Annotated in this window: 23 protein-coding genes; 10 read left to right on the top strand and 13 right to left on the bottom strand. The window is 72.5% G+C overall.

What is annotated here, in order from left to right; genetic code table 11:
- The 4 genes from ACFP1K_RS37680 to ACFP1K_RS37665 form a co-directional block, all read right to left on the bottom strand.
- On the bottom strand, positions 1 to 266 hold a 266-nt coding region (locus ACFP1K_RS37680; RefSeq protein ID WP_380762644.1), incomplete at its 3' end, for a hypothetical protein.
- Between the two features lie 149 nt (positions 267 to 415).
- Positions 416 to 850, bottom strand: a complete 435-nt coding sequence (locus ACFP1K_RS37675; RefSeq protein ID WP_380762641.1) for a PIN domain-containing protein — start codon at positions 848 to 850, stop codon at positions 416 to 418.
- On the bottom strand, positions 847 to 1,059 hold the full coding sequence (locus tag ACFP1K_RS37670; RefSeq protein ID WP_380762638.1) for a hypothetical protein: 213 nt from the start codon (positions 1,057 to 1,059) through the stop codon (positions 847 to 849). The genes ACFP1K_RS37675 and ACFP1K_RS37670 overlap by 4 nt, the downstream gene beginning before the upstream one ends.
- Before the next feature lie 149 nt (positions 1,060 to 1,208).
- Positions 1,209 to 2,639, bottom strand: coding sequence for an NCS2 family permease (locus ACFP1K_RS37665; protein ID WP_449329174.1), 1,431 nt, complete (start codon positions 2,637 to 2,639; stop codon positions 1,209 to 1,211).
- Between the two features lie 230 nt (positions 2,640 to 2,869).
- On the opposite strand from ACFP1K_RS37665, the gene ACFP1K_RS37660 reads away from it, so the two are divergent.
- On the top strand, positions 2,870 to 3,220 hold the full coding sequence (locus ACFP1K_RS37660) for a DUF2530 domain-containing protein (protein ID WP_380762633.1): 351 nt from the start codon (positions 2,870 to 2,872) through the stop codon (positions 3,218 to 3,220).
- A 9-nt stretch (positions 3,221 to 3,229) separates the two neighbouring features.
- Here ACFP1K_RS37660 and ACFP1K_RS37655 read toward each other — a convergent pair whose 3' ends face one another.
- Together ACFP1K_RS37655 and ACFP1K_RS37650 are read right to left on the bottom strand one after the other, a co-directional pair.
- Entirely contained in the window at positions 3,230 to 6,271 is a 3,042-nt protein-coding gene (locus tag ACFP1K_RS37655) for a sacsin N-terminal ATP-binding-like domain-containing protein (RefSeq protein WP_380762631.1), read from the bottom strand.
- Between the two features lie 111 nt (positions 6,272 to 6,382).
- Positions 6,383 to 7,186 carry a DUF3027 domain-containing protein gene (locus ACFP1K_RS37650; RefSeq protein ID WP_380762628.1) on the bottom strand — a complete coding sequence of 268 codons (804 nt, stop codon included), beginning with the start codon at positions 7,184 to 7,186 and terminating at the stop codon, positions 6,383 to 6,385.
- 170 nt (positions 7,187 to 7,356) lie between these two features.
- Between ACFP1K_RS37650 and ACFP1K_RS37645 the strand changes: the two genes are divergently transcribed.
- Positions 7,357 to 9,081: an MFS transporter gene (locus ACFP1K_RS37645; RefSeq protein ID WP_380762626.1), complete on the top strand. Its 1,725-nt coding sequence runs from the start codon at positions 7,357 to 7,359 to the stop codon at positions 9,079 to 9,081.
- Between the two features lie 32 nt (positions 9,082 to 9,113).
- Here ACFP1K_RS37645 and ACFP1K_RS37640 read toward each other — a convergent pair whose 3' ends face one another.
- Positions 9,114 to 9,512, bottom strand: a complete 399-nt coding sequence (locus ACFP1K_RS37640; RefSeq protein WP_380762624.1) for a cold-shock protein — start codon at positions 9,510 to 9,512, stop codon at positions 9,114 to 9,116.
- Between the two features lie 45 nt (positions 9,513 to 9,557).
- The gene (locus ACFP1K_RS37635; RefSeq protein ID WP_380762619.1) at positions 9,558 to 10,199 is read right to left on the bottom strand and encodes an HAD family hydrolase; all 642 of its coding nucleotides are present in this window, start codon (positions 10,197 to 10,199) and stop codon (positions 9,558 to 9,560) included.
- A gap of 134 nt (positions 10,200 to 10,333) precedes the next feature.
- On the opposite strand from ACFP1K_RS37635, the gene ACFP1K_RS37630 reads away from it, so the two are divergent.
- Entirely contained in the window at positions 10,334 to 10,978 is a 645-nt protein-coding gene (locus ACFP1K_RS37630; RefSeq protein WP_380762617.1) for a TetR/AcrR family transcriptional regulator, read from the top strand.
- On the opposite strand, the gene ACFP1K_RS37625 is transcribed toward ACFP1K_RS37630, so the two are convergent.
- Complete coding sequence (locus tag ACFP1K_RS37625) at positions 10,926 to 11,441, bottom strand: hypothetical protein (protein WP_380762614.1); 516 nt, start codon at positions 11,439 to 11,441, stop codon at positions 10,926 to 10,928. The two genes, ACFP1K_RS37630 and ACFP1K_RS37625, sit on opposite strands and share 53 nt — an antisense overlap.
- Positions 11,442 to 12,008: 567 nt before the next feature.
- Between ACFP1K_RS37625 and ACFP1K_RS37620 the strand changes: the two genes are divergently transcribed.
- From ACFP1K_RS37620 to ACFP1K_RS37605, 4 genes are all read left to right on the top strand, one after another.
- Complete coding sequence (locus tag ACFP1K_RS37620) at positions 12,009 to 12,368, top strand: hypothetical protein (RefSeq protein WP_380762611.1); 360 nt, start codon at positions 12,009 to 12,011, stop codon at positions 12,366 to 12,368.
- Between the two features lie 185 nt (positions 12,369 to 12,553).
- Positions 12,554 to 14,971 carry a helicase-associated domain-containing protein gene (locus tag ACFP1K_RS37615; RefSeq protein WP_380762609.1) on the top strand — a complete coding sequence of 806 codons (2,418 nt, stop codon included), beginning with the start codon at positions 12,554 to 12,556 and terminating at the stop codon, positions 14,969 to 14,971.
- 86 nt (positions 14,972 to 15,057) lie between these two features.
- Entirely contained in the window at positions 15,058 to 15,711 is a 654-nt protein-coding gene (locus tag ACFP1K_RS37610) for an MgtC/SapB family protein (protein ID WP_380762607.1), read from the top strand.
- A 101-nt stretch (positions 15,712 to 15,812) separates the two neighbouring features.
- Positions 15,813 to 17,459 (top strand): DNA repair helicase XPB, encoded by a 1,647-nt coding sequence (locus tag ACFP1K_RS37605; protein WP_380762604.1) that lies wholly within the window; start codon positions 15,813 to 15,815, stop codon positions 17,457 to 17,459.
- Positions 17,460 to 17,689: 230 nt separating this feature from the next.
- On the opposite strand, the gene ACFP1K_RS37600 is transcribed toward ACFP1K_RS37605, so the two are convergent.
- A complete protein-coding gene (locus ACFP1K_RS37600; protein WP_380762602.1) occupies positions 17,690 to 18,031 on the bottom strand; it encodes a hypothetical protein in 342 nt (113 codons plus the stop codon).
- A gap of 171 nt (positions 18,032 to 18,202) precedes the next feature.
- Here ACFP1K_RS37600 and ACFP1K_RS37595 point away from each other — a divergent pair, with 171 nt between their 5' ends.
- A complete protein-coding gene (locus ACFP1K_RS37595) occupies positions 18,203 to 20,242 on the top strand; it encodes a HelD family protein (RefSeq protein ID WP_380762600.1) in 2,040 nt (679 codons plus the stop codon).
- Positions 20,243 to 20,291: 49 nt separating this feature from the next.
- The gene (locus tag ACFP1K_RS37590; RefSeq protein WP_380762597.1) at positions 20,292 to 20,735 is read left to right on the top strand and encodes a GNAT family N-acetyltransferase; all 444 of its coding nucleotides are present in this window, start codon (positions 20,292 to 20,294) and stop codon (positions 20,733 to 20,735) included.
- Here the strand turns inward: ACFP1K_RS37590 and ACFP1K_RS37585 are convergent.
- Entirely contained in the window at positions 20,720 to 21,400 is a 681-nt protein-coding gene (locus ACFP1K_RS37585) for a DUF998 domain-containing protein (protein WP_380762595.1), read from the bottom strand. The genes ACFP1K_RS37590 and ACFP1K_RS37585 overlap by 16 nt on opposite strands.
- A 229-nt stretch (positions 21,401 to 21,629) precedes the next feature.
- Positions 21,630 to 23,234 (bottom strand): FAD-dependent monooxygenase, encoded by a 1,605-nt coding sequence (locus tag ACFP1K_RS37580; protein ID WP_380762592.1) that lies wholly within the window; start codon positions 23,232 to 23,234, stop codon positions 21,630 to 21,632.
- Between the two features lie 76 nt (positions 23,235 to 23,310).
- On the opposite strand from ACFP1K_RS37580, the gene ACFP1K_RS37575 reads away from it, so the two are divergent.
- A complete protein-coding gene (locus tag ACFP1K_RS37575; protein ID WP_380762590.1) occupies positions 23,311 to 23,937 on the top strand; it encodes a TetR/AcrR family transcriptional regulator in 627 nt (208 codons plus the stop codon).
- Between the two features lie 61 nt (positions 23,938 to 23,998).
- Here the strand turns inward: ACFP1K_RS37575 and groEL are convergent.
- On the bottom strand, positions 23,999 to 25,131 hold a 1,133-nt coding region (gene groEL / locus ACFP1K_RS37570), incomplete at its 5' end, for a chaperonin GroEL (RefSeq protein ID WP_380762587.1).

Here is a 25,131-nt window from a genome sequence, read left to right as displayed (position 1 = left end):
CCCGCGGAAACCTCCCGCCCCGCCTCTCCCACCACCGGATAAGGTCCCGCCCCCACCGGATACGGACCAGCCGACGCCCCCGGACGCGCCCCCGCCGTCCCCCCGGCCCCCGGCCCCACCCCCGCCTCCGGCCGCTCCCGCTCGTCCCGCAGAATGCCCAGCAACTCATCCCTACGCCCCAGCAGCCGCGCCTCCCGCGTCCGCACCCCCGCGAGCGCCTCGTCCACCCGCCACAACTCCACCGCCACCGGCCCCCACAACGGCAACGCACACTCCGGACACCGAACAACAGCCTCCGACACCGAAACCCCGTCGCCGCCTAACCCCGCCCCACAGTCCGGGCACCTCACATCTCCACGCATAAGAGAACAATGAGGCCTTCAGCTCACCCCTCGCATCAAGCCACCGAGCAAGATCAGGAATCGTAGGGCAGCAGCACGAAATGGTCCGCCCCCCACAACGGCCGCAACCTGCGGAAGTGCCGCTGGTCCAGGGTCAATAGGCGGGTCGTACGGTAACGATCGGCAAGGACCACGTTCGAAGCATCAGCGACACCGATGTAGTCCTTGACGTCCTGGTACTGGCCGGTCACCGCAAGCGCGGCGGCATGATCATCGGCTGTCCACTCGGCCAGCTCGTACGCCTCGCTGACGATATCCTCGGCGAACCTGCGAGCGGCAGCCACACCGAGCCTGCTCCACAGCATGTAGTCCGCCTCCGCGACGATCAGCGGAGAGACGATCAACCGCTCAGTGGTCCCAGACAGCAGATCCGCGATCGACGCGTGCTCGTCATAAGCCTCGTCGAAGATCGCGAGAATCGCACTGGTGTCGACGACGACGGCCTTCAAGTTCCGAAACCGCCCGCGAGCTCGGCGTCGATCTCCTCAGAGGTCAGCGGACGCGAGCTACGAAACCCCCCGACAGACGGCTTCGGACGAGGTACGCGCTGATCAATCAGCTTCTCGATCTCCTGAGCGAGCGTCAGCCCATCGGCGGCCGCCAGCCGATGCAGCCGATCACGTGTGCTCTTGGGCACCTTGATCGTCGTGACAGTCATACCGCTCAGTATACCGTTCGGCTCTTCCCGGCGGCTTTGAAGGAAAAATACAGCCCGAGCGGAGCGAGGACCATTTCAGCGGGTGGACGCTGTCTGAATGGGCGAGGGGGCCGTTCCGGGAGGGTTTTGTCCCGGAACGGCCGAGGGGATCAGTTCAGGCCGAAGAGGATCTTGATGGGGCCTATGGCGAAGTAGACGACGAAGAGAGCGGTGACGAGCCAGAGGAGGGGGTGGACTTCTCGGGACTTGCCCTTGATGGCCTTGATGAGGACGTAGGAGATGAAGCCGGCGCCGATGCCGTTGCTGATGCTGTAGGTGAAGGGCATCAGGACGATGGTCAGGAAGGCGGGGATGGCTATCTCGTAGTCGGTGAAGTCGATGTCGCGGATGGCGGTCATCATCAGGAAGCCGACGATCACCAGGGCGGGGGCGGCGGCCTCGTAGGGGACGATGTCCACCAGGGGGGAGAGGAAGACGGCCAACAGGAACAGGATGCCGGTGATGATGCTGGCGAAGCCTGTGCGGGCTCCCTCGCCCACGCCGGCGGCCGATTCGATGTAGGTGGTGTTGGAGGACGTCGAGGCGGCACCGCCGGCGGCGGCGGCCACCGAGTCGATCAGGAGGATCTCGCGGGTGCGGGGGAGGGTGCCGTCGGCGTTGACCAGGCCCGCCTGGCCACCTACGCCCACCACGGTGCCCATGGTGTCGAAGAAGTCGGTGATCAGCAGGGTGAAGACCAGCAGGACGGCCAGGACGATGCTGATCTTGCCGAACGAGCCGAACAGGCTGAACTGACCGATCAGGCTGAGATCGGGGGCGCCGACGATCCGCTCGGGGAAGGCGGGGACGACCAGGTTCCAGCCGAGAGGGTTCTTGCCGCCCAGGGACGGGCCCACCTGCGCGATGGCCTCGACGACGATGGCCAGGATCGTCGTGCCGACGATGCCGATCAGGATGGCGCCCTTGACCCTGCGGGCGACCAGCACCGCCGTGACCAGCAGGCCCACGACGAACACGAAGATGGGCCAGCTGGTCAGCGACCCGCCGATGCCGAGTTCCAGCGGCGTGCCGGCGGCCTTGCGCACGAAACCGGAGTCGACGAAGCCGATCAGGGCGATGAACAGGCCGATGCCCACGCTGATCGCGGTCTTGAGCTGCATCGGGATCGCGTGGAACACCGCGGTGCGGAACCCGGTCAGCACCAGCACCGTGATCACGATGCCTTCCAGCACGATCAGGCCCATCGCGTCCTCCCACGACATCAGGGGAGCGATGCCGAAGGCGACGAACGCGTTCAGGCCGAGGCCGGCGGCGAGGGCGAAGGGCACCCGGCCGACGACACCCATCAGTATGGTCAGCACTCCGGCGACCAGGGCGGTGGCGGCGGCGATCATGCCGTAGTTCGCCATGCTCCCGTCGCCGAGGAACTGGCCGTCCGCGTCCTTGGCTCCGCCGAGGATCAGCGGGTTGAGGACGACGATGTACGCCATCGTGAAGAAGGTGGCCAGACCGCCACGGATCTCACGGCTCATCGTCGACTGACGCTCAGAGATCCCGAAAAAGCGGTCAATCCACCCCATAAGGCCCGTGGGGTGCGAAGAGGGGGAGGTAATCTCGCTCACGCGGGCAGAGTGACAGGTGGGGTTGAGCGGCGGGAAGACCTAGTTCGCCCCCGTGGTCCGATCGAGACCAACTTGTACGCGGTTCGGAGCCTGCGAGGCCCACGGAGCCCCCGGCGGGGCAGGATCAGGCGGCGAGCTGGTACGACCCGCCGAGCACCACGCCAGGGGTTCTCGCCTAGGGTGGATGCGTGAACGAGCCGCGCCCCCCGGACCTCGCGCCGTTGAAGACCAACGACGCGGCGACCATCCTCGCGGGCACCGGCCTGTGGGCGGTCGCCCTGATCGTGCTGTTGATCGTGCAGCCCGGTCCGGACCGCCAGTGGTGGATCTGGACCTGCGTGGCTGGAATCGGGCTCGGCCTCTTCGGCGTCTGGCACGTCCGCCGCCGGGACCGCCGCGAGGGACTCGAAGGCCACGAGGGACCCGAGTCCCGCACGACGCCCCCGGGGGACGGCGACGGGACCGGGGAACCGCCGCGGCGGCAGCACGAGGACAGCGGCGGGCCGGCCCGCCTGAGCGGCCACCGCGACCAGCCCTGACCGCAGGGCTCAGGAGTCCAGGTCGGACTCCGCCAGCAGGACGGGGACGGCGTCCGGGTCGCGCAGCAGCGCGGCCACGGCGAGGCGGTCGCCCCACTGCCCGGTGGCCCAGGCGAGCCCCCGGGCCAGGCCCTCGACGGTGCCCGCGTGCACGGCGCCCTCGAAGAACCGCCACGACACCGGCACCCCGTCGACGGTCAGCCCGGAGTGCTCGACGAAGGACGCGGGGGCCGACGGCAGCAGGGACCGGACCTGCGGCGGCACCGGCCGCTCCTGACCGGTCGAGGTCACCTCGCCCGGCGTCTCCTCACCGGCCACCGGCAGGTCCAGCAGCTCCGACAGCGCCTCGGCCAGCTCGGACGGCGCCAGCACGAGCGGCCGGGTGGCCACCACGGGCAGCAGGTCGGGCGCCTCCACGACGACCGGCCCGCCGGTGGCGGTGAGGCCCTCGGGCACCGGGCCGCCGTTGCCGCCGACCGGGTGCCCGTCCTCGGCGTCGGCGACGACGATCTGCCCGCCCAGCACGGCCCGCACGGCGGTGGGCGGCGCCACCCGGGACGGCTCGACGGCGGCCAGCGCGATCCACAACGACCGCAGCTGGGGCCGGTCGACCTCCAAGGACGGGTCCGCCAGCAGGTCGAGCAGCTCGTCGGGCCCGCCGTGCCCGGCCAGCAGGTCGGCGAGCGTGGTGCGCACCCCGATCATGGACAGCGCGGTGGCGTCCAGCCCGGCGGGCGCGTCGCCGTAAAGGCCGTAGAGCAGCGGGTCGCCGTCCGGCACCCGCAGCGACGTGGGGCGGCGGCCGTCCAGCACGGGGTGGCGGGACAACCACCACGCGGTGTAAGACGGGGCCTCGGCCACCTCGCCGTCGACCAGGGCGCGCAGCGGCTGGAGCGCGGCGCGCAGCGGCGGCCGGGTCAGCAGGGTCAGCGCGGACGACCAGTCGGCGACGTACTCGAGGTCCCGCACGGCGGTGAACTCCCGGGCCACCGGCGGCACCGAGGCCTCGGGCAGCACGTCCAGCACCGCGTCCAGCCAGTCGTCCTCGCCGTCGAGGTCGTGGTCGCACTCGTCGGGGTCGAGCAGGACGTCGTTGTCGTTGACCACGGCGAAGCCGTCCAGGACGCCCGCCGCCTCCAGCACGCGGCTGCCGTACCGCTCGACCAGGTCGGGCGCGGCCACGCCGAACGGCACGTCCTGGTCGATCAGCCCGGCCAGCGACCCGCCGCCGAGCAGCAGCTCCCCGGCGGGGTACAGCTCGCCGTCGGCGCCGCGCAGCGCCAGCGCCGACAACCACGGCGCCTCCCCCGCGGTGAGCCCTGCGGCGTCGACCAGGGCGAGCACGGCCTGCGCGACCGGCTCGGGATCGGAGCTGTCCAGCGACTCCGACACGGTGGCCCGGGTGAGAGGGTCCTCCAGCACGCTGCGCGGGGTCGCCTCGGCGGCGCCGAGCCGCAGCAGCAGCGGATGGGCCGCCTCGGGATGCACGACGCGCAGCCCGAGCGGCCCGAGCAGCGCGGCGTCCAGCGACGAGCCGTCGGTGAGCACCAGCGTGCCGCGCGGGCCGCGCACGAGGCGCCCGTCGGCCAGCGGGACGGGCAGCGCGCCGAGGGCCTCCCGGTCGTCGGCCGGGATCACGTCGTACACCTGGTGCCACCAGGCGGGCGAGGCGTCGTCGACCGCGTCCCCGGACAACATGTCGATCACGTCGGCGAGCTCGACCCGCCTGACGCCGAGGGTGGTGAGCGCGGGATGCCGCGAGGCCCACCCTGCGGGCAGCAGGCCGGGCACCGCGTGCGAGATCCGGTCCAGGAACTCGGCGGTCCCCGCCACGGCGGACGCCTCCCGTCCGGCCACCACGTACGCCGGGCCGTCCTCGGCGGGAGCGGGCGCGGCCTCCGCGTCGGCGGGCGGCGAGAGGGCGGGCAGGAGCGGCGTGGCGGGCAGGAGGCGGAGGATGGCGCGGCGGATCGCGGCGTCAAGCTCGCCCTTGCCCATCAGGCCGGGCACGAGATCGAGCAGGGCGGGCGTCTTCGGCAGCGTGCCGAGCAGCCGCAGGTAGGCCTCGGCGGCCCGCGCGACCAGGAACGTGGTCAGCGGGCCGGTGGCGACGTGCCGGCGGTCGGTGGTCAGCGGGAACGTGGCGATGAGCAGCGCGGGGAGGTCCAGCGGCTCGTCGCTCGGCGTGGGAGCGTGCACCACAGGGGCGACGTCCCCGGGCAGGCGCCCGAGGCCCGCGGGCACGGCCCAGCGGACCAGCCAGCTCGGCCGGGCCCGCTCCTCGGTGGGACGGTCGGCGTACAGCTCGGCCACCTGATCGGCGGTGAACGTCCCCGACTCCTCCACCACCCGCCAGCCTTCGGCGGTGACGGCGCGCAGCTCGCCCTCGACCTCGATCTCGATCAGCGAGAGGGCGGGCATGGCCAGCGGCAGCGCGGGCCCGGTCGCGTCCAGCATCTGGCGCACGGCCCGCTCAACGGCCTCGTCGCGCAGCGGCAGCCGCACGACGGTGTCGAAGCCGTCCGGGACGGCGACGGGCTCGGTCTCGAACGGCAGGCGCAGCAGCGGCACGTGGCCGTCGCGCTCGGCCAGCTCGCCGGTCAGCTCGGGCCGCTTGCCGACCAGCGCGGTGGTCTCGGCCCGGGACCAGCGGACCGCCCCGGTGGCCCGGGAACAGATCAGCGGCTCGTCGCAGACCGACACGACGGCCGCGAAGCCCACGCCGAACCGCCCGACCGCGCCCTGTTCGTCCCGCTTGCCGGACACGCGGAGCGTGGAAAGGCCCTCGACGCCGGTGGCGTCCAGCGGGGCCCCGGTGTTGGCGGCGGTGAGCACGCCGCCCGTCAAGCTCAGCCGGAGCCGTCCCGGCACCCCGGCGCGCAGCGCGGCGTCGGCGGCGTTCTGCGCCAGCTCGACGATCAGGCGGTCGCGGTACCCGCCGAGCGCGAAGTCCTCTTCGGCGTTGGCGTCCTCGCGGAACCTCGCGGGCGAGGCCGTCCAGGCGGCGAGGACGGTCGTGCGCAGATGTTCGGTGCCAAAGATGTCAGTCACCAGTCACGTCCCAAAAGGTCATGGAGGCGGGCGCCCGTCGCCGTGTCCGGGGATGGGGGGCCGGTCGTCCCGCGAGGGCCGCGGGACGACGGGACGGCGCGCCGCCGGAGGTCAGGAGTGGCCGAAAGGCTCGGCGTCCTCCTCGGGCACGGAGCCAGGGGCCGGTGCGCCGTCGTCCATCAGGTCGTAGCCGAGATCGTCGAGGATGGGCGTCGCCTGCTCGGCGCCGACCTGCACCACCGCCGCCTCGGAGTGCGCGCCGCAGCCGTGGTCGGCGGCCACCACCTTGCCGTCGTCCGGGGCGTACTCGTTGGCGCAGACCCCGAAGCCGAGGCGCAGCGACCCGGCGAGCGGCCAGTAGAAGCCGCAGGTGGAGCACTGGGCCGGGGCGGCGTGCGCGATCGGGGTGTGCGGGCCGGAGTCCCCGGCGTGCCAGCGGTCCACCGCGCGGTCACGGCCGATCGCCGACAGCACCCGGGCCCGGCCGAGGCCGTACTCGAAGAGCATCTGGTGGTCGGGGTCGTCGTCGACCTGGGTGAACCCCGGGGCGAGCCGGTCGTCGTCGTCGGAGGTGGGCAGCAGGTCGCCGACGCCGAGGTCGCCCGGCCGCAGCCGCTCGCTCCACGGCACCCACGCCGGCGGCATCAGCGCGCCGGTGCCGGGCAGCAGCACCGTCTCGCTCACCGTCACGTTGCGGGCGCGGGAGGCGCGGGCCACGGTGATGGCCCAGCGCCAGCCGTGGTACGCGCGGTCGAGGCACGCGAAATAGTGGGTGACGACCCGTTCGGCCTCACCGGCGAAGCCGAGGTGCTCGCCCACCTCGCCGGGACGGGCGATCTGCTCGGCCGCGGCACGGGCGAGGTCGGCTGCGTCGGCACAGGCCTGGTCGACGGCGAAGGAACGAGTGCGACTCACACTGTCAATTCTCACCCATGTCACGAGCGGACATCACGCCTATCGGTCGGGTAAGACTGTAAACCGAAGCGGCAGACCGGACCAGGGAGATCAACGACACGGAAATCGAGCGCGAAGGGAGGGAGCGTGGGCCGGGGCCGGGGTGACGGCGAGCCGCTCACGCGGGCGTGATGGCGGGTGCCTGGGAGCGGGCGCGCCGGGCCGGCCGTGCCATGGCGGGCGCCGGGCGCGGCACGCTGCGCGCGAGCCGCACGGCGGCGACCCGGACGGCGTCGGCGGGCCGGGTCACGGCCAAGGGCATGGCCCGCGCCGGGCGTGGCGTCGGCCACGCCACTCGCAGGCTGACCTACGCGCAGGGCGCGGGCCGCACCGGGCTCGGGCGGCTGATCGAGCTCACCGCCGCGCAGAGCGCCGGGGACGCGCTGATCACGGTCTCGCTGGCGGGCACGCTGCTGTTCGGGCTCCCGGTGGACCAGGCGCGCGGCCAGGTGGCGCTGTACCTGTTGATCACGATGGTGCCGTTCACCGTGGTGGCGCCGTTCGTCGGGCCGGTCCTGGACCGCTTCCGCTCCGGGCGCCGCTACGTGATGGCGGGCACGCTGTTCGCGCGGGGCCTGCTGTGCTGGGCGATGGCGGCGGCCATCGGTCCCGCCGACGGGCTCACGCTGTTCCCCGCCGCGCTCGCGGTGCTGGTGCTCTCCAAGGCCTACAACGTGTCGCGCGCCGCGACCATGCCGAGCGTGCTGCCCGCCGACATCGGCCTGGTGACGGCGAACGCCAGGGTGGCGCTGTTCTCGCTGGTGTCGGCGGGTGTGACGGCCGCGGCGGGCGTGGGGCTGGCGGCCTGGATCGGCGGCGAGTGGGTGCTGCGCGGCACCATGGTCCTCTTCCTGGCGGCCGGGGTGTCGGCCATGCGGCTGCCTAGGCACGTCGACGCGCCCGATCTCGACCTCGACGGCGAGGACGGCGAGGCGGGCGAGGCAGGGGCCGGCGGGCCGCGGAGGAGGCGGCGCTGGCGCACCCTGTTCACCCTGGGCCCGGTGGTCACCGAGGCGATGAGGGCGAACGCCGCGATCCGCGTGCTGTCCGGTTTTTTGATTTTCTTCCTGCTGTTCCTCGTCCAGGAGGGACATCTGGGGGAGAGCGGTCTGTCCGAGCAGGTGCTGATCGCCATCCTCGCGGCGGGGGCGGGCGCCGGTGGACTGCTCGGCGCGGTGGTCGCCTCCTGGGTGCGCGGCCACTCCCCCCAGGTGATCGTGCTGATCGCACTCGGCCTGGCCACGGCCACCGCCGTCGCTGGCGCGCTCTTCTTCTCGCTGTGGCCCGCGGTCACGGTCGCCGCGGTCGCCGGGTTCACCCAGGAGGTCGGCAAGCTGGCCCTGGACGCCATCGTGCAGCGGGAGATCGGCGAGGAGGTCCGCTCCTCGACGTTCGGCGTGGTGGAGGCGCTGCTGCAGATCGCCTGGGTGGTCGGCGGGCTGGCCGGGCTGCTGCTGTCGCTGCTGTCGGGTCGCTCCGCCGGGCCGATCGGCCTCGCCGTGATCGCCGCCGCGATGGTGGTCGCGCTCACCGCGCTGGTCAACGCCCGCCGCAGGCGGCTGCGCGCCAGGAAGGAACGACTGCGCGCCACCCCCGTCCCCGTGCTGGCGGAGGGACGGGAGGAGACCGGAACCCCCGGGCCCCCGCCGGACCCGGAACCGTTCGACCCAGGGCCCTTCGATCCGGAACCGTTCGACCCGGGGCCGTTCGGTCCCGAGCCTTTCGACCCGGGCCCGGGTGACGGCCCGCCGGGCGTGCCGGATCCGCACGGCGCGACGGAAGGTGACCGGCCGGGAGCGGAGGGCGGGCATCCGCGCCCAGGAACAACCAAGCCCTTGACCAACCCGTACGCCTGATCGACCCGCGCCGTTTCCGGTGGGCGGGTGGATCAGGCGTCGATGTCGTCCGCGACGGCCCTCAGCACGCTGGCGATCTTTTTGGCGTGCGCGGCGTCCGGGTGCTTGCCTCGCTGGTAGGAGTCGGAGACGTCGTCCAGCAGTTTGATCAGGTCTTCGACGATGACGACGAGTTCGTCGGGCTTCTTGCGCTTGCCCTTGGGTTTCACGGTCTTGGCGAGCGTCGGGGGCTGCTCCAGCACGCGGACCGACAACGCCTGCTGGCCTCGGCGGCCCTCGGCGACACCGAACTCGACCTTCTGACCGGGCTTGAGCGCCTCGACGCCCTTGGGAAGCGCTGAGGAGTGCACGAACACCTCACCGCCGTCGTCGCGGGTGAGGAATCCGAAGCCCTTGTCAGCGTCGTACCACTTGACCTTGCCAGTAGGCACAGGGGTGACCTCGTTCAGACTGTCATGAATGGTAATGGATGTAGGTTATGCCCACCCGGGACGCGGGATGACCGTCGAAACGGCCCCGATTTCCGGGACGCACCAGGCCGAGAACCACGAGGCGAATTCTGTCAGATCGCGCAGGATCACATCGGCTCCGTGCGCGTCCATCGCCTCCCGCTGGTAGCCCCCCGTGGTCACCGCGACGCTGAGTGCGCCCCCCGCACGCGCGGCGGCGATATCGGCCACGTGGTCCCCTACATAGGCGGCGGCCCCGAATTGCGCGATAGCGAGCCCTTTCGCCGCGCCGAACACCGAACCCGCCACTTCATCCACTTCCAGTCCCAGGAAATGGATGGTTTCCCAGGCGGCGACCTCGTTCTTTCCGGTCACCACGATGACCCGGCCGCCGTGACGGCGCACCTCGGCGAGCGCCTCGGCCGCGCCCGGCATCGTCGTGGTCCGGGGGACCGCGATCTCCCCGTAGAGGGAGCGGTACAGGGCGGCGGCCTCCGGGATGGCAGGCTCGGGCAGCCAGCGGGCCAGCTCCTGCTCCAGCGGCGGCCCGAGCCGGCTGATCACCTCGGCGCTGTCGATGCGCACGCCGAGGCGCGACGCCACCTCGTCGTACACCGCCGCGATTCCCGCGCGGGTGTCCGCCAGCGTCAAATCGAGATCGAACCCCACCGAGCACACCATTGCAGGATGCCAAACGCACGCGGGCCGCGCGCACCGGAGGCCCGGTGTGGGAACCTGAAGGACGGAAAGAAAGGGGTCACTTATTCTCGGGGCGCCCACCGGCCGAGGAGGTGTGGAGCGACATGACCAGATCGACGCGCGAGCGCATCGTCGGTGAGTCCCTGCGACTGTTCGCCGAGCGGGGGTACGCGGCGACATCGGTCGCCGAGATCGAGGCCGCCGCCGGGCTCTCCCCGGGGGCGGGCGGGCTCTACCGGCACTTCCGCTCCAAGTACGAGGTCCTGGCCACGGCGGTCGGCGAGCACGCCGCGCGCACCCGCACGCACATCGCCGAGGCGCTGGCCGAGGCGAGCGCGACCGGCACGCCCGTCCCGCTGGAGGAGCGGCTCGCGTGCATCTGCCGGGCGGGCCTGGCCAAGGTGCGGGAGGAGGGCCAGCTCACCCGGGTCTTCTTCCGGGACCTCAGCCAGTTCCCCGAGCTGGTCGCCGTCGTCCGCGAGGGACTGCTCCAGCCCATGTTCGACGCGATCACCGCGTGGTTCCGCGCCCAGCCCGAGTACGCCGAGGCCGACGTCGACTGGCCGGCCATCGGGGCGGTGCTCGGCGGCGCGGTCGTCCACTACCGCCTGTTCCAGGACACCGTCGACGACCTGCCCGGCCACGCCGATCCCGACAGGTTCGTGACCTCGTGGGTGCGGCTGTCCCTCGGCCTGCTCAGCGCGCCGGCCCGAGTGGCTGCCGCCGGGGTGGCGGAGGTGGGGGGTTGAGCAGCCGGTACCCGAGCCAGCCCACCCCGGCCGCGCCGCCGAGCATGAACATCAGCCCGCTGACGTGCCAGAACGACGCGATGAACGCCTGGAACGCGGTGCCCGGCTCCTCGGGAGCCCTGACGGCGCCGAGCACGACCCCGCCGATCACGTAGGCCGCGATCGGCGCGCCCAGCCCGATCATCCGGTCCCTGAAGACCCACCCGTGACAGGCCAGCACGGTCAGGGCCGCGACCGCCCAGCACAGCAACGGGACCGGGAAGATCGCGAGGTACGGCAGCGGGAACGGAATCAGCAGCGCGGCCAGGAGCAGCAGGGCCATCCCGGCCGTCTCCCGCCGCTCGTTGCGCAGCACCGTCGCCACGTCCCGCCCGTCGGCGGCCACCGGCCGGCCTCCGGGCCCGGTGACCCGGCGCAGCCGGTCCCCCAGCGGAACCGGCGGCCCGGCGGGCCCCCGCGACATGCCCCTCGGCACCCGCGGCGCCGGAGGCGGTAACGGCCGCCGCGCGTTCCCCGGCCCACGTCCCTGTCCCACTCGCCCGGCACCCGCTCCCCGCCCCGGCACCCGGGCCGGCCCCCGCGTCCCGGCGGGCGCGGCAGCTCCGGACGCCGCGGGTCCTGCGGCCACGGGCCCACTCTCGACGGGCGCCTGCACGACCGTGGGCGGCCCGTCGTCCCCACCGTCCACCACGGGCAGCACCTGGGTCGCGGCGTCACCGAAGTCATCCGAGGTCACCGCCCCCGCCGCACCGGCCGCGGATCCTCCCGCACCGGCTGCGGACCCGGCCGCGGCGCTCGCAGAACCGGCCGTACCAGTCGCGGATCCGGCCGCACCGGTCGCACCGGTCGCGGATCCGGCCACACCGGCCGCAGATCCGCCTACACCGGTCGCAGGTCCAGCCGCACCGGCCGCGGGTCCGCCTGTACCGGTCGCAGGTCCACCCGCACCGCCCACGGATCGGCCCGCGCCGGTCCCAGGTCCACCCGCACCGGTCGCCGGCCCCGCCGTGCCGGGGGCCGGGACGGCGCCGTGCCCGTCCGTGAGGCCTCGGCCGGGTGTTCCACCGGCTCGGAGGCCGGACAGGCCACGGGAGGCGCCAAGAGGCTCGCCGGCGGCGGTGAGGCGTTCGATCTCGCGGCGCAGGAGGACGGCCGGGTCGCCGAACCTGCCGATGACCTTGCGGACGGTGGCGGGGTCCTCACTGCCGCGCCGTTCCTGCTCGATGCGGTCGCGCAGCCGGTCGACGAAGTCCAGGCGCTGGTCTGCGCGGAGCACGCCGTGGGCGGCGTCGGCCACCTTGCTGACGTACTCCAGGACGAGCTGGTCGGCGCGCTCGATCACTCTCGCCATACTGCCCCAGCCGGTGGCGCCACGCATCCCTTCGGATAAATGGCAGGGTTTACGAGGTAATGCCGGAAGATCACCAACTTGGGAAGATGTCACGTATTGCAGGGTTAACGGGGTATTGATCCAACCGGCGGCATGCCACCCGCCCCCGCCTCCTACGATGGAGGGAATCCCACGGTGTGCGATGGGCACGCGGCGACGGCTGACAGGGGGTTCGGTGGAGCGTGGTGAACACCGAGTTCGCTGAGTGGCTGCGCGGCCTGTCCGACGACCGGCTGCGGGCCCTGGTGTCGGCCCGTCCCGAGCTGATCACCCCGGTGCCCGCCCACCTCGACGGCCTGGCCATCCGGGCGGCGGGCCCCTCGGCCACCAGCCGCGCCCTCGACCGCCTCGACCGCTTCACGCTCGCCGTCATCGAGACCCTCGTCGTGCTCACCGAGGACGACGCCCCCGGCCTCCCGTACGCCGAGCTGCGCGCCGCCGTCGCCCGCTCGGTGCCGCCCGGCCAGGCCTCGCACCTGGACGAGGCGCTGCGCCGCACCGTGGACGCGCTCCAGGCCGCCGCCCTGGTCTACGGCTCCGACGAGTCCCTGCGCCCGGCCCCCGGCGTCCGCGACGTCTCCGACACCCCGGCGGGCCTCGGCCCGCCCGCCGCCGACGTCTTCCGCCACCACCCGCCGGAACGCCTCACCGAGCTGATCGACGCCGTCCACGGCACCCCCGCGGGCAGCACCACCAAGACGGCGCAGGACACAGGCCCCGGGGAAGGCGTGGTGGAGCGGCTGGCGGGGGCGCTGGCCGAGGGCGGGGTCGTCGAGCGGCTGCTGGCCGACGTCGGGCCGCAGGCGCGGGCCGCCCTGGAGGAGCTGGCCTGGGGGCCGCCCACCGGACGGCTGCCCAACGCCCGCAGGGAGGTCTCCCTCGCCACCGCCCAGTCCCCCATCGAACAGCTGCTGGCCCGCGGGCTGCTCGGCGCCACCGGCGACGAGAGCGTGGCCCTGCCCCGCGAGGTGGGCCTGGTGCTGCGCGGCGGCCGGGTGCACCGCGACCTGAGCCCGTCGGCGCCGCCGCTGACCGGGACCGACCGCGACCGGCTGCTCGCCGACCGCACGGCGGCCGGTCAGGCGTTCATGTTCACCCGCACGGTGGAGGAGCTGTGCGAGGACTGGAGCGTCGAGCCGCCGGGCGTGCTGCGCACGGGCGGCCTCGCGGTGCGCGACCTGAAGCGGACCGCGCAGCTGCTCGACCTGCCGGAGTGGACGGCCGCCCTGGTCATCGAGGTGGCGCACACGGCGGGCCTGATCGCCTCCAGCGGCCCCGCGGACGGCGAGTGGACCCCGACGACCGCCTACGACGCCTGGCGGGTGCGGGCCACCGAGGACCGCTGGGAGGTGCTGGCGTCCTCCTGGCTGACCAGCGAGCGCGTCCCCGGCCTGGTCGGCGAGCGGGACGACCGCGAGCGCCTGTTGAACGTCCTGCACCCCGAGCTGCGGCGCCCCGTGGCCGCCGAGGTGCGGCTGCGCACCCTGCGCGTGCTCGCCTCGGCCCCGCCCGGCCTGGCCCCGGCGGCGGAGTCGGTCCGCGAGCGGCTGGCGTTCGAGCAGCCCCGTCGCCGCGCCACCTACCGCGACCAGCTCGTCGCCTTCACCCTGCGCGAGGCCGAGCAGCTCGGCGTCACCGGCCTCGGCGTGCTGTCGTCCTTCGGGCGCGCCCTGCTGTCCCGCCCGCCCGGCGACGCGGCGACCACGCTGGCCCCGCTGTTGCCCGAGCCCGTGGACCACGTGGTGTTGCAGGCCGATCTGACAGCCGTCGCGCCCGGCCCGCTGACCAGCGATCTCGGGCGGTGGCTGTCGCTGGCCGCCAACATCGAGTCCAAGGGCGGCGCGACCGTGTACCGCTTCGCCGAGGCGTCGATCCGGCGGGCGCTGGACGCCGGGTCGAGTGCGGACGACCTGCTGTCCATGCTGGAGAAACACTCCACCACCCCGGTCCCGCAGCCCCTGCGGTACCTGGTGACCGACGTCGCCAGGCGGCACGGGCGCATCAGGGTGGGCACCGCCAGCGCGTACGTGCGGTGCGACGACCCCGCGGTGCTGGACGAGGTGATGGCCGACCGGCGGGCGGCGCCGCTGCGGCTGCGGCGCCTGGCGCCGACCGTGGTGGCCTCGCGCAACTCCCGGGCCGCCGTCGTGGACACACTGCGCGCCCTCGGGTACGCCCCGGTGGCCGAGTCGTCCGAGGGCGACGTGCTGGTGACCCGGGCCGACGCACGCCGCACCGAGCGGCCCCCCGCCGCGCGGCCCGCGCCCGGCGCGCTGGGGCCCGACACCGACGTGGTGGCGGCGGCCGTGCGCGCCATCCGGGCGGGGGACGAGGCGCACCGGGCCCGGCGGCGGCCCGTGCCCGAGCCGGACGGGCAGGTGCCGCGCTCGCCGTCGTCGAGCACGATCGCCGCGCTCCAGGACGCGATCAGGCAGGGGGCGCGGGTGTGGATCGGCTATCTCGACGCCCAGGGGCAGGCGACCAGCCGCATCCTCGAGCCCGCGCGGATGGAGGGCGGCTACCTCACCGCCTACGACGAGACCAGGGCCGCCGTTCACCGCTTCGCACTGCATCGCATCACCGGCGTCGCGGACGTGAGCTGAAGTCACCTCTCGTGTTCCCCTCCGCACACGGCGGGGCGGCGTGGTATTTGTAGATCCGCTCAGATCAGCCAGGAAATGAGAAAATCGTGAGCAGCGGCACCCCGGAGCCCCACGGCTGGCCCCCCCAGACCCCGCAGGACCCGTACGGCGGCCAGTACGGCCCCCAGGACCCGTACGGCCGGCCGCAGCAGTACCAGCACGGCCAGGGCGGGTACGGCCAGCCCGACCCCCACCAGCCCGACCACGGCCAAGGCGGCTACGGCCAGGGCGGCTACGGGGGTGGCTACGGCCAGCCCCAGGACCAAGGCGGCTACGGCCAGCCCCCTGACCAGGGTGGCTACGGCCAGCCCTACGACCAGGGCGGACACGGCCAGCCCTACGACCAGGGCGGGTACGACCAGTACGACCAGTACGGCCAGCAGCAGTACGCCCAGCCCGGCTACACCCCCTACCAGCAGCCGTACGGCCCGCCCCCGCAGTACGGCAACCAGGGCCCCCGCACGCACGCCATCGTCGCGCTGGTCATCAGCATCATCCTCGCGCTCAGCTGCTACGTCTCCCTGGGCGGCATCGCCGGCGCCATCCTCTCCGGCATCGCCCTCGGCAAGGCCGACACCGAACCCCAGCGCGCCCGCTCCCTGCTGAAGTGGTGCTGGATCGCCATCGCCATCAACGTCACACTTCTCGTGGTGGGTATCGGCCTGATCATCGCCCTCGGGGTGAACGGCTACTTCGACTAGTCAAGGCGCGGGAAAGCGGGACTGATCCGGCGCCTTCTCTTGTTGGATAGGCGGGGTAGGCCGGTTCGCGGTCGACGGGGAAGCCGGGAGTAGTGAGAGACGTGTCTGACGGGCCGCTGATCGTCCAATCCGACAAGACCTTGTTGCTGGAGGTCGAGCACGAGAGGGCCGACGAGTGCCGCAAGGCGATCGCGCCGTTCGCGGAGCTCGAGCGGGCGCCTGAGCACGTCCACACCTACCGGGTGACCCCGCTGGCGCTGTGGAACGCGCGGGCGGCGGGGCACGACGCCGAGCAGGTCGTGGACGCGCTGATCAGCTACAGCCGGTATCCGGTGCCGCACGCGCTGCTGGTGGACGTGGCCGAGACGATGTCGCGGTACGGCAGGCTGCGGCTGGAGAAGACCGACCTCTACGGGCTGATCCTCACCAGCACCGACCGTGCGGTGCTCGCCGAGGTCCTGCGGTCCAAGAAGATCCAGCCGATGCTCGGCGAGCGGGTCGGCGAGGACGCCGTGGCCGTGCACCCGAGCGAGCGCGGCAACATCAAGCAGGCGCTGCTGAAGCTGGGCTGGCCGGCCGAGGACCTCGCGGGGTACGTCGACGGCGAGTACCACTCCATCGAGCTCGCCGAGGGCACCTGGACCCTGCGCCCGTACCAGCGGGAGGCCGCCGACGCGTTCTGGCACGGCGGCTCGGGCGTGGTCGTGCTGCCCTGCGGCGCCGGCAAGACCATCGTGGGCGCGGCGGCGATGGCCCACGCGCAGGCCACCACCCTCATCCTGGTCACCAACACCGTGTCGGCGCACCAGTGGAAGCAGGAGCTGCTCAAGCGCACCTCCCTCACCGAGGACGAGATCGGCGAGTACACCGGCAGCAAGAAGGAGATCCGCCCGGTCACCATCGCCACCTACCAGGTGATGACCACCAAGCGGCAGGGCACCTACCGGCACCTGGAGCTGTTCGACGCCCGCGACTGGGGCCTGGTCATCTACGACGAGGTCCACCTGCTCCCCGCGCCGATCTTCCGGATGACCGCCGACCTTCAGGCCAGGCGCCGGGTGGGTCTCACCGCGACGCTGGTCCGCGAGGACGGCCGCGAGGGCGACGTGTTCTCCCTGATCGGCCCCAAGCGGTACGACGCGCCGTGGAAGGAGATGGAGAACCAGGGCTGGATCGCGCCCGCCGACTGCGTCGAGGTGCGGGTGACGCTGACCGACGACGAGCGGCTGGCGTACGCCATGGCCGACGCCGAGGAGCGGTACCGCTTCTGCGCCACCACGCCGTCCAAGACCCGGGTCACCGAGGCTCTGGTGCGGCGGCACGCGGGCGACCAGGTGCTGGTGATCGGGCAGTACATCGACCAGCTCGACGAGCTCGCCGACCACCTCAACGCGCCGGTGATCAAGGGCGAGACGCGGATCAAGGAGCGGGAGCGGCTGTACCAGGCGTTCCGCGACAAGGAGATCCAGGTACTGGTCGTGTCCAAGGTCGCCAACTTCTCCATCGACCTGCCGGAGGCCTCGGTGGCGATCCAGGTGTCGGGCACGTTCGGCTCACGGCAGGAAGAGGCGCAGCGGCTCGGCAGGGTGCTGCGGCCCAAGGCGGACGGCGGAGGGGCGCGCTTTTACTCCGTGGTCAGCCGCGACACCATTGACCAGGATTTCGCGGCGCACCGGCAGCGCTTCCTGGCCGAACAGGGCTATGCGTACGAAATCATCGACGCGGACGACGTGCTCGCCAGCGAATGACTCGCCGGGCGGCACGTCTCCGGCTCCACCGGCCCCCGCCCAGGGATTCACCCGGATAGGCGGGTATTCAGGTCCAGGAAATACCATCGGCCCTGTTCAACCCCGTCACCCCCTCGCGTATTGGCTGCCACGCACGCCAACTGCGACATACCCCATGATCTAACCAAATCACAAGGTTTGTCCCGCTTTTTGGGGATTTTGGTATATACTAACGCACCGTGTCGGTGAGATCACCGACCGACTAGCCCGCCCACGTAAAGCACACCCAACGCCAATAGCCAAGAAGCCGTCGCGACGGCGACCAACACCAGCGACTTTTCTGGATATCTACGCATTAGTGGCGGCAGCAGCCCTACCGCCGTGCAGATCGCCGCGATGAAAGCGAACAGCCCGGACAGCGTGGAGACCAGGATCATCCGGTCCACGCACGACTCCGGCGTCTCGTTCCGGCCGCAGAACGCCGCCAGTCCCCAACCGGCGAAGACCGAGAGCGTCCACAGCCCGCCGAGCAGCAGGTTGGCCATGGCGGGGATGACCGGCGAGACCGTCATCTTCTCGGTGCGCGTCGTCACCCCCACGGCGTACCCAAAAGCCAAGAGGGGGCAAACGCCGGATAAGCACTAGATCGCTCGGCCTGAGGTGCCCCGCCGGGTAATCCGTTCGCCCGCTGAACACGGGACGCGTAGGCTTGTGGGTTCGCCGCCTCAGCCGAACCCACCCCGTCCCCCAAGGAGCGCTTCAGCATGCCGGGACAACGACTGGCCCCCGACATATCCGACGGAACCTCAGACGACGACCCGTCCGCCGTACTCGCCGGCGAACGCGCCCACCTGGCCGCCTCCCGGGCCGCTCTCCAGGCGATGCGGGAGCACGCGCAGTCCCTCTCCTCCGACGCCGCGGGCGACTGGGTCTCCCAGCAGATCCTGCAGAGCCTGCTCGACCAGCGGGTGGCCGCGCTCGCCGACCACCCCGACACCCCGCTGTTCTTCGGCCGCCTCGACCGTTCCGCCGACGACGACCTGCCGGTCACCATCCACGTCGGGCGCCGCCACGTGCACGACGACCACAGCCGTCCCCTGGTGATCGACTGGCGGGCGCCGATCTCCCGGGCGTTCTACCAGGCCAGGCCCGCCGACTCGATGGGGGTGCGGCTGCGCAGGCGGTTCGGGTTCCGCGGCGGGGAACTGACCGCGTACGAGGACGAGCCGCTCTCGGAGGGCGCGCCGCTCACCGAGTCGAAGATCCTCACCGAAGAGATCGAGCGGCCCCGCACCGGCCCCATGCGCGACATCGTCGCCACCATCCAGCCCGACCAGGACGAGATCGTCCGTGCCGACCTCACCCGCACGGTGTGCGTGCAGGGCGCCCCCGGCACCGGCAAGACCGCCGTCGGCCTGCACCGCGCCGCGTACCTGCTGTTCACCCACCGCGAGAAGCTCGCCAGGTCCGGCGTCATGATCGTCGGCCCGAACGGCGCGTTCCTGTCGTACATCTCCTCGGTGCTGCCCGCCCTCGGCGAGGTGAAGGTCGACCAGACCACCGTCGCCGGCATCCTCGGCGACCACGCGGCGCCCGAGGACCCCTCCGTCTCCGCGATCAAGGGCGACGCCCGGATGGCGCCCGTGCTGCGCCGCGCGCTGTGGATGCACATCAGCAAGCCCGAGGAGGGGCTGCTGATCGTCCGGGGCGCCAGCCGCTTCCGGGTCGCCGACCACGAGGTGCGCGAGATCGTCGCCTCGCTGCGCGGCACCACCCGGTACGGCCCCGGCCGCGCCGCGCTCGCCCAGCGCCTCGCGCACACCGTGCTGGTACGCATGGAACAGCGCGGCGAGTCCCCCGACGACCGGGTGCAGGACGCGGTCGCCAGGTCCGCGCCGGTCAAGCGGCTCATGGACCACGTCTGGCCGAAGGTCACCCCGCCGCAGGTGTTGTTCCGCCTGCTGTCGGACGACGCGTTCCTCGCCGCCGCCGCCAAGGGCGACCTGACGCCCGAGGAGCGGGAGGCGCTGCTGTGGCGCAAGCCGCCCCGCTCGTGGAAGTCCGCCAAGTGGTCCGCCGCCGACGCCGCGCTGCTGGACGAGCTGGCCGACCTGATCGAGCGCACCCCCACCCTCGGCCACATCGTGGTGGACGAGGCGCAGGACCTCTCGGCGATGCAGCTGCGCGCCCTCGGCCGCCGGTGCCGCACCGGCTCGGCCACCGTCCTCGGCGACCTCGCGCAGGGCACCACCCCGTGGTCCGCGCGCTCCTGGACCGACGTCCTCACCCACCTCGGCGTCGCCGAGGGCGTGGTCACCGAGCTGACCCTCGGCTTCCGGGTGCCGCGCGAGGTGCTCGACTTCGCCGCCCGCCTGCTGCCGTCCGTCGCCCCGGACCTCGCCGCCCCCCGCTCGCTGCGCCCCGGCGCCGGGTCGCTGACCGTGCGGCGGGCCACCGACCTCCACGCGGACCTCGCCGCCACCGTGGGCCGGGTGCTGACGCAGGAGGGTTCCGTCGGCGTGATCACCGCCGACGCCTCCGTCCCGGCGGTCTCGGCCGCCCTCACCGCCGCCGGCGTCGGGCACGACGTGCTGGCGCCCGACTCCACCACGGCGCGCCGCGTCTGCGTGATCCCGGCCTCGCTCGCCAAGGGCCTCGAGTACGACCACGTGATCGCCCTGGAGCCCGCCGACATCGTCGAGGCCGAGCCACGGGGCCTCGCCCGGCTCTACGTGGTGCTCACCCGCGCGGTGACCAGCCTCACCCTGCTGCACACCCGGCCCCTGCCGGGCCAGCTCGCCTGACCTCCCACGGCGAAAAATTCGTTTGCGGGATCTTGCTACGTTCTACGGCATGAGCGAATCGACTCTCGTGCTGCGGCCCGCCAAGGACGACGAGGCGGAGGCGGTGCTGCGCTTCTGGAAGGACGCGGCCGAGAACACCGACAGGCACGACACCCCGGAGGGGATCCGGCGGCTGATCGCCCGCGACCCCGAGGCGCTGATGATCGCCGAACTGGACGGCCGCATGGTGGGCACGCTGATCGCGGGCTGGGACGGGTGGCGCTGCCACCTGTACCGGCTCGCGGTCGATCCCACGCTGCGCCGCCAGGGGGTGGCCCGCGCGCTGCTTGCCGCCGCGGAACAGCGGTTCACCGCGCTCGGCGGCACCCGGGCCGACGCCATGGTCATCCATGAGAACGCCCTCGGCCACCAGGCGTGGACGGCCCTCGGCTACCACCTGCAGACGCAATCCGGCCGCTGGGTCAAGCCGCTCCCCGGCTACCCGACCGGCTGACCTGCCTGCCGGTCGGCCGCACCGGATCTGAGCAGGTGGAGGGCGAGCAGGCTCAGGTAGCCCCAGCCGATGACGATGCTGATGCGCTGGTACATGCCACCGGCGTCGATCAGCCCCTCGACGCCGCTGAAGCCGAGGCTCGCCAGGAAGAAGGCCGCGAGGAAGAGCACCGGGGTGACGAGCGAGTACACCCCCCAGCCGATGCTCCGCGCGCCGAAGAACCGCACGGCCAGGACGACGCAGGCGATCGGCAGCGCCAGGAAGACCGGCGCGGAGAACAGGTCGTGCAGGGTGCCCGAGGTGGTCATGGTCACCTTGTCGGGGGTGCCGGGCGGGTAGCCGTTCACCGGGTCGGTCACGAAGACACCCGCGCCGATCAGCCCGATCGCGTACATCCCCACGAGCAGGGGCGCCCACCTGGCGCCCCTGCCGGGCAGCAGCGCCGGCCGCAGCCCGACGGCGAAGGCCAGCATCAGCGCGCCGGTGATGAGGAAGTTCGCGGTCTGCGTCCAGCCGAGGTCCCCGAGGGCCAGCGAGCTGACCGGGTGCCGCAGAGGGTTGTATCCCTCGCGGGTGGCCCCCTCGACGAGGAACGCGGCGACGAAGAACGGCCCCCCGATCGCACCGCAGGCGAGAAGACGTCGTGTGGTCGCCGGTGTCATCATCGGCCTCCCGTTCGGGTGACACCATCGGCACCGTCAGTATGACGACGCGCGTCCCGAACCGTGCGAGAAGAACGCGATCGAGCGCCGACCGTTATCGCGCGACGGCCCGAAGAGCCCCCGCCCCGAGCCCGCCCGGCGGTCACGGGTGACCACGACGAGCGCGGCCGTCCACAACCGCCGGCGGTCACGGGCGACCGAGACGGGCGCGGCCGTCCGCAACCGGCGGCGGTCACCGGGGGACCGTGGCGGGCGCGCCCAGCCACGTGGTCAGGGCGTTCTGCAGTGACGGCAGGTCCACCGCGCCCGCGTCGGCGGCCCAGGCGACGAAGCCGTCCGGGCGGACGAGCAGGCCGGCCAGTTCCGGACGCTGCGGGCAGACCGCGTGCAGCACCGTCAGCCGGTCCCGGTACCCGCCGGCGGGCAGCACGCCGTCCGGGTCGAAGAGCAGGGCGTGGCCGCCGTGCAGGTGGTCGGCCAGGCGGGAGCCGTCGGCCAGCTCCAGGTCGGGGGCGCTCGCGCCGGTCAGGGGGTGGTCGCCGGGCATGTCGTAGCGCTGCCACACCCCGGCGATCCGCTTGGCAAGGTACGTGGTGCCGGAGACGGTCCCCGCGAGGTTCTCGACGACGCGGCGCAGCGCCCGCGCGTGCGGGTCCGGCCTCATCAGGGCGACCTGGGCCCTGGTCCAGTCCAGCACCCAGGCGCCGATCGGGTGCCGCTCGGCGGTGTAGGTGTCGAGGAGCCCGTCCGGCGCCTCGCCGCGCACGGTGGCGGCGAGCTTCCAGCCGAGGTTCATGGCGTCGCCGATGCCGAGGTTGAGCCCTTGGCCGCCGAACGGCGAGTGAACGTGGGCGGCGTCCCCGGCCAGCAGCACCCGGCCGCGGCGGTATGTGGTGGCCTGGCGGGCGTTGTCGGTGAAGCGGGTGGCGCTCCTGATCCCGGTGACGGTCACCTCTGCCCCGGTGACGTGCCGGACGGCGGCCTGCAGCTCCCCGGGGGTGACGGGGTCGTCCCGCCCGGCGAGCGGCGCCTCGAACCCGACGGTGAGGATGCGGCCGGGCACCGGGCCGTGCGCGTAGACGCCGGTGGGGGTGGCCTGCCAACCGGCGCCGAGGGCCTCGGTGCCCTCCAGCTCGGCCAGCGCCTGGTAGGCGGTGATCTCCGGTCCGGTGCCCGGGAACTCGAAGCCCGCGAGCTTGCGCACCGTGCTCCGCCCGCCGTCGCACCCGGCCAGCCACCGCCCGCGCAGCGGCCCGGCGGTGGTCGCCACGGTCACCCCGTCCCCGTCCGCCTCCAGCCCGGTCACCTCCACGCCACGGCGCACGTCCACACCCAGCTCGGCGGCCCGCTCCCCGAGGATGGCCTCCAGCTGCTGCTGGCTGACCATCGTGACCCGCTCCGCCGGCCCGTGCCCGCCGAGCTCGGGATCGGTGAGGTCCAGCCGCCCCGCGTCCAGCATGATCCCCGCGAAATGCCCGGCGAACTTCGGCGCCCCACCCGCCTTCGGCTTCGACGGCCCCCCGCTGCCCGCACCCGGCGCGGACGGCCCCGCGGCCCCCTCCGGCCCACCCGCACCCGCCTGTGCGGCGCGTTCGCGCATGAAGGTGGCGAACAGCTCGTAGGTCTGCCGCTGGGCCTCGGTGAGGGCGGGGAGCAGCCCGCGCCGGTAGAGGGCCTCCACGGCCGGGAGGTTCAGCGCCCCGGCCTTGATGGTGGGGTCCACGTCGGTCCTGCGCTCCAGCACCACGACCGAGACCCCGCCGATCGCGAGCTCGCAGGCCAGCATCAGTCCCACCGGCCCCGCCCCGGCCACCACCACGTCAACGTCGTACGTCATCCCCGTCTCCACTCTCTAAAGTACAGCGACTAAAAACTTACTGTAGATATAAGTTTTCGTCCACTATATTTATGACGTGAGCGAACCGGGCCTCCGCGAGCGGAAGAAGCAGCAGACCAGGAAGTCGATCTCCGACATGGCGACATGGCTGTTCATGACGAGGGGATTCGACACCGTCACGGTGGCCGAGGTGGCGTCGGCCGCCGGCGTCTCGACCAAGACGGTCTTCAACTACTTCCCCCGCAAGGAGGACCTGTTCTTCGACCGGATGCCCGAGGCCGTCGAGATGATCAGCCGGGCCGTCCGCGAACGCCCCGAGGGCACGGCACCGCTCACGGCGATACGAGAGCTGGTCCTGCGCCTGCTGGGGGAGCGCCACCCGCTGGCCGGCGTCGGCCACTTCCGTGAGTTCTGGCAGGTCGTCATCGACTCCCCCGCCCTGCAGGCCAGGGTCAGGGAGAGCGTGCAGGAACTGGAGGAGCTGGTGACGGAGCTGTTCGCCGAGGCCACCGGCACGGCCCCGGACGACCCCTGGTGCCGGATGACCGCCGCGCTGACCGTCACGGTGTACCGCACGGCGTACCTCACCGCCACCCGCCGCATCATGGCGGGCGACCACCCCGACGCCGTCGCCGTGGACTACGCCGCACTGCTGTCCCGCGCGTTCGACGCCCTCGCGGGCTCACTCACGGCCCGCGGGTGAGACAACGCCGAAGGGCCACCCCCGGCGGTGCCGGGGATGGCCCTTTCAGATGCTGGCGGACTCAGAAGTCCATGTCGCCGCCGCCGGGCATGGCGGGCGCGGCCGGGTTCTTCTCCGGCTTCTCGGCGATGACGGCCTCGGTGGTGAGGAACAGGGCCGCGATGGACGCGGCGTTCTGCAGCGCCGACCGGGTGACCTTGGCGGGGTCGATGATGCCCGCCTCGAGCATGTTGACGTATTCGCCGGTGGCGGCGTTGAGGCCGACACCCTGCTCGAGGTTGCGGACGCGCTCGACCACGACGCCGCCCTCAAGGCCGGCGTTCACGGCGATCTGCTTCAGCGGCTCCTCAAGAGCCTTGCGGACGATCGCCGCACCGGTCGCCTCGTCGTTGAACAGCTCCAGCTTGTCGAACGCCTTGGCGCCCGCCTGGATCAGCGCGACGCCGCCGCCGGGGACGATGCCCTCCTCGACGGCCGCCTTCGCGTTGCGAACGGCGTCCTCGATGCGGTGCTTGCGCTCCTTGAGCTCGACCTCGGTCGCCGCGCCGGCCTTGATGACGGCGACGCCGCCGGCCAGCTTGGCGAGGCGCTCCTGGAGCTTCTCGCGGTCGTAGTCGGAGTCGGTGTTCTCGATCTCGTTGCGGATCTGGTTGACCCGGCCGGAGATCTGCTCGGGGTCACCGGCACCGTCGACGATGGTGGTCTCGTCCTTGGTGACGATCACCTGACGCGCGCGGCCGAGCAGGTCGAGGGTCGCGGTCTCCAGCTTCAGGCCCACGTCCTCGCTGATGACCTGACCACCGGTGAGGGTGGAGATGTCGCCCAGCATGGCCTTGCGGCGGTCGCCGAAGCCGGGGGCCTTGACGGCCACGGACTTGAACAGACCACGGATCTTGTTGACCACCAGGGTCGCCAGGGCCTCGCCCTCGACGTCCTCAGCGATGATCACAAGCGGCTTGCCGGACTGCACGACCTTGTCGAGCAGCGGCAGCAGGTCCTTGTTGGCGGAGATCTTGGAGTTCACCACGAGGATGTAAGGCTCGTCGAGGACGGCCTCCATGCGCTCGGAGTCGGTCACGAAGTAACCGGAGATGTACCCCTTGTCGAAGCGCATGCCCTCGGTGAGCTCGAGCTCCAGGCCGAAGGCGTTGCTCTCCTCGACGGTGATGACGCCTTCCTTGCCCACCTTGTCCA

Origin of the sequence: Sphaerisporangium aureirubrum, from assembly GCF_042658925.1 — a bacterium.
Lineage (GTDB): Bacteria > Actinomycetota > Actinomycetes > Streptosporangiales > Streptosporangiaceae > Sphaerisporangium > Sphaerisporangium aureirubrum.
This window is presented reverse-complemented; position numbering and strand designations above follow the sequence as displayed.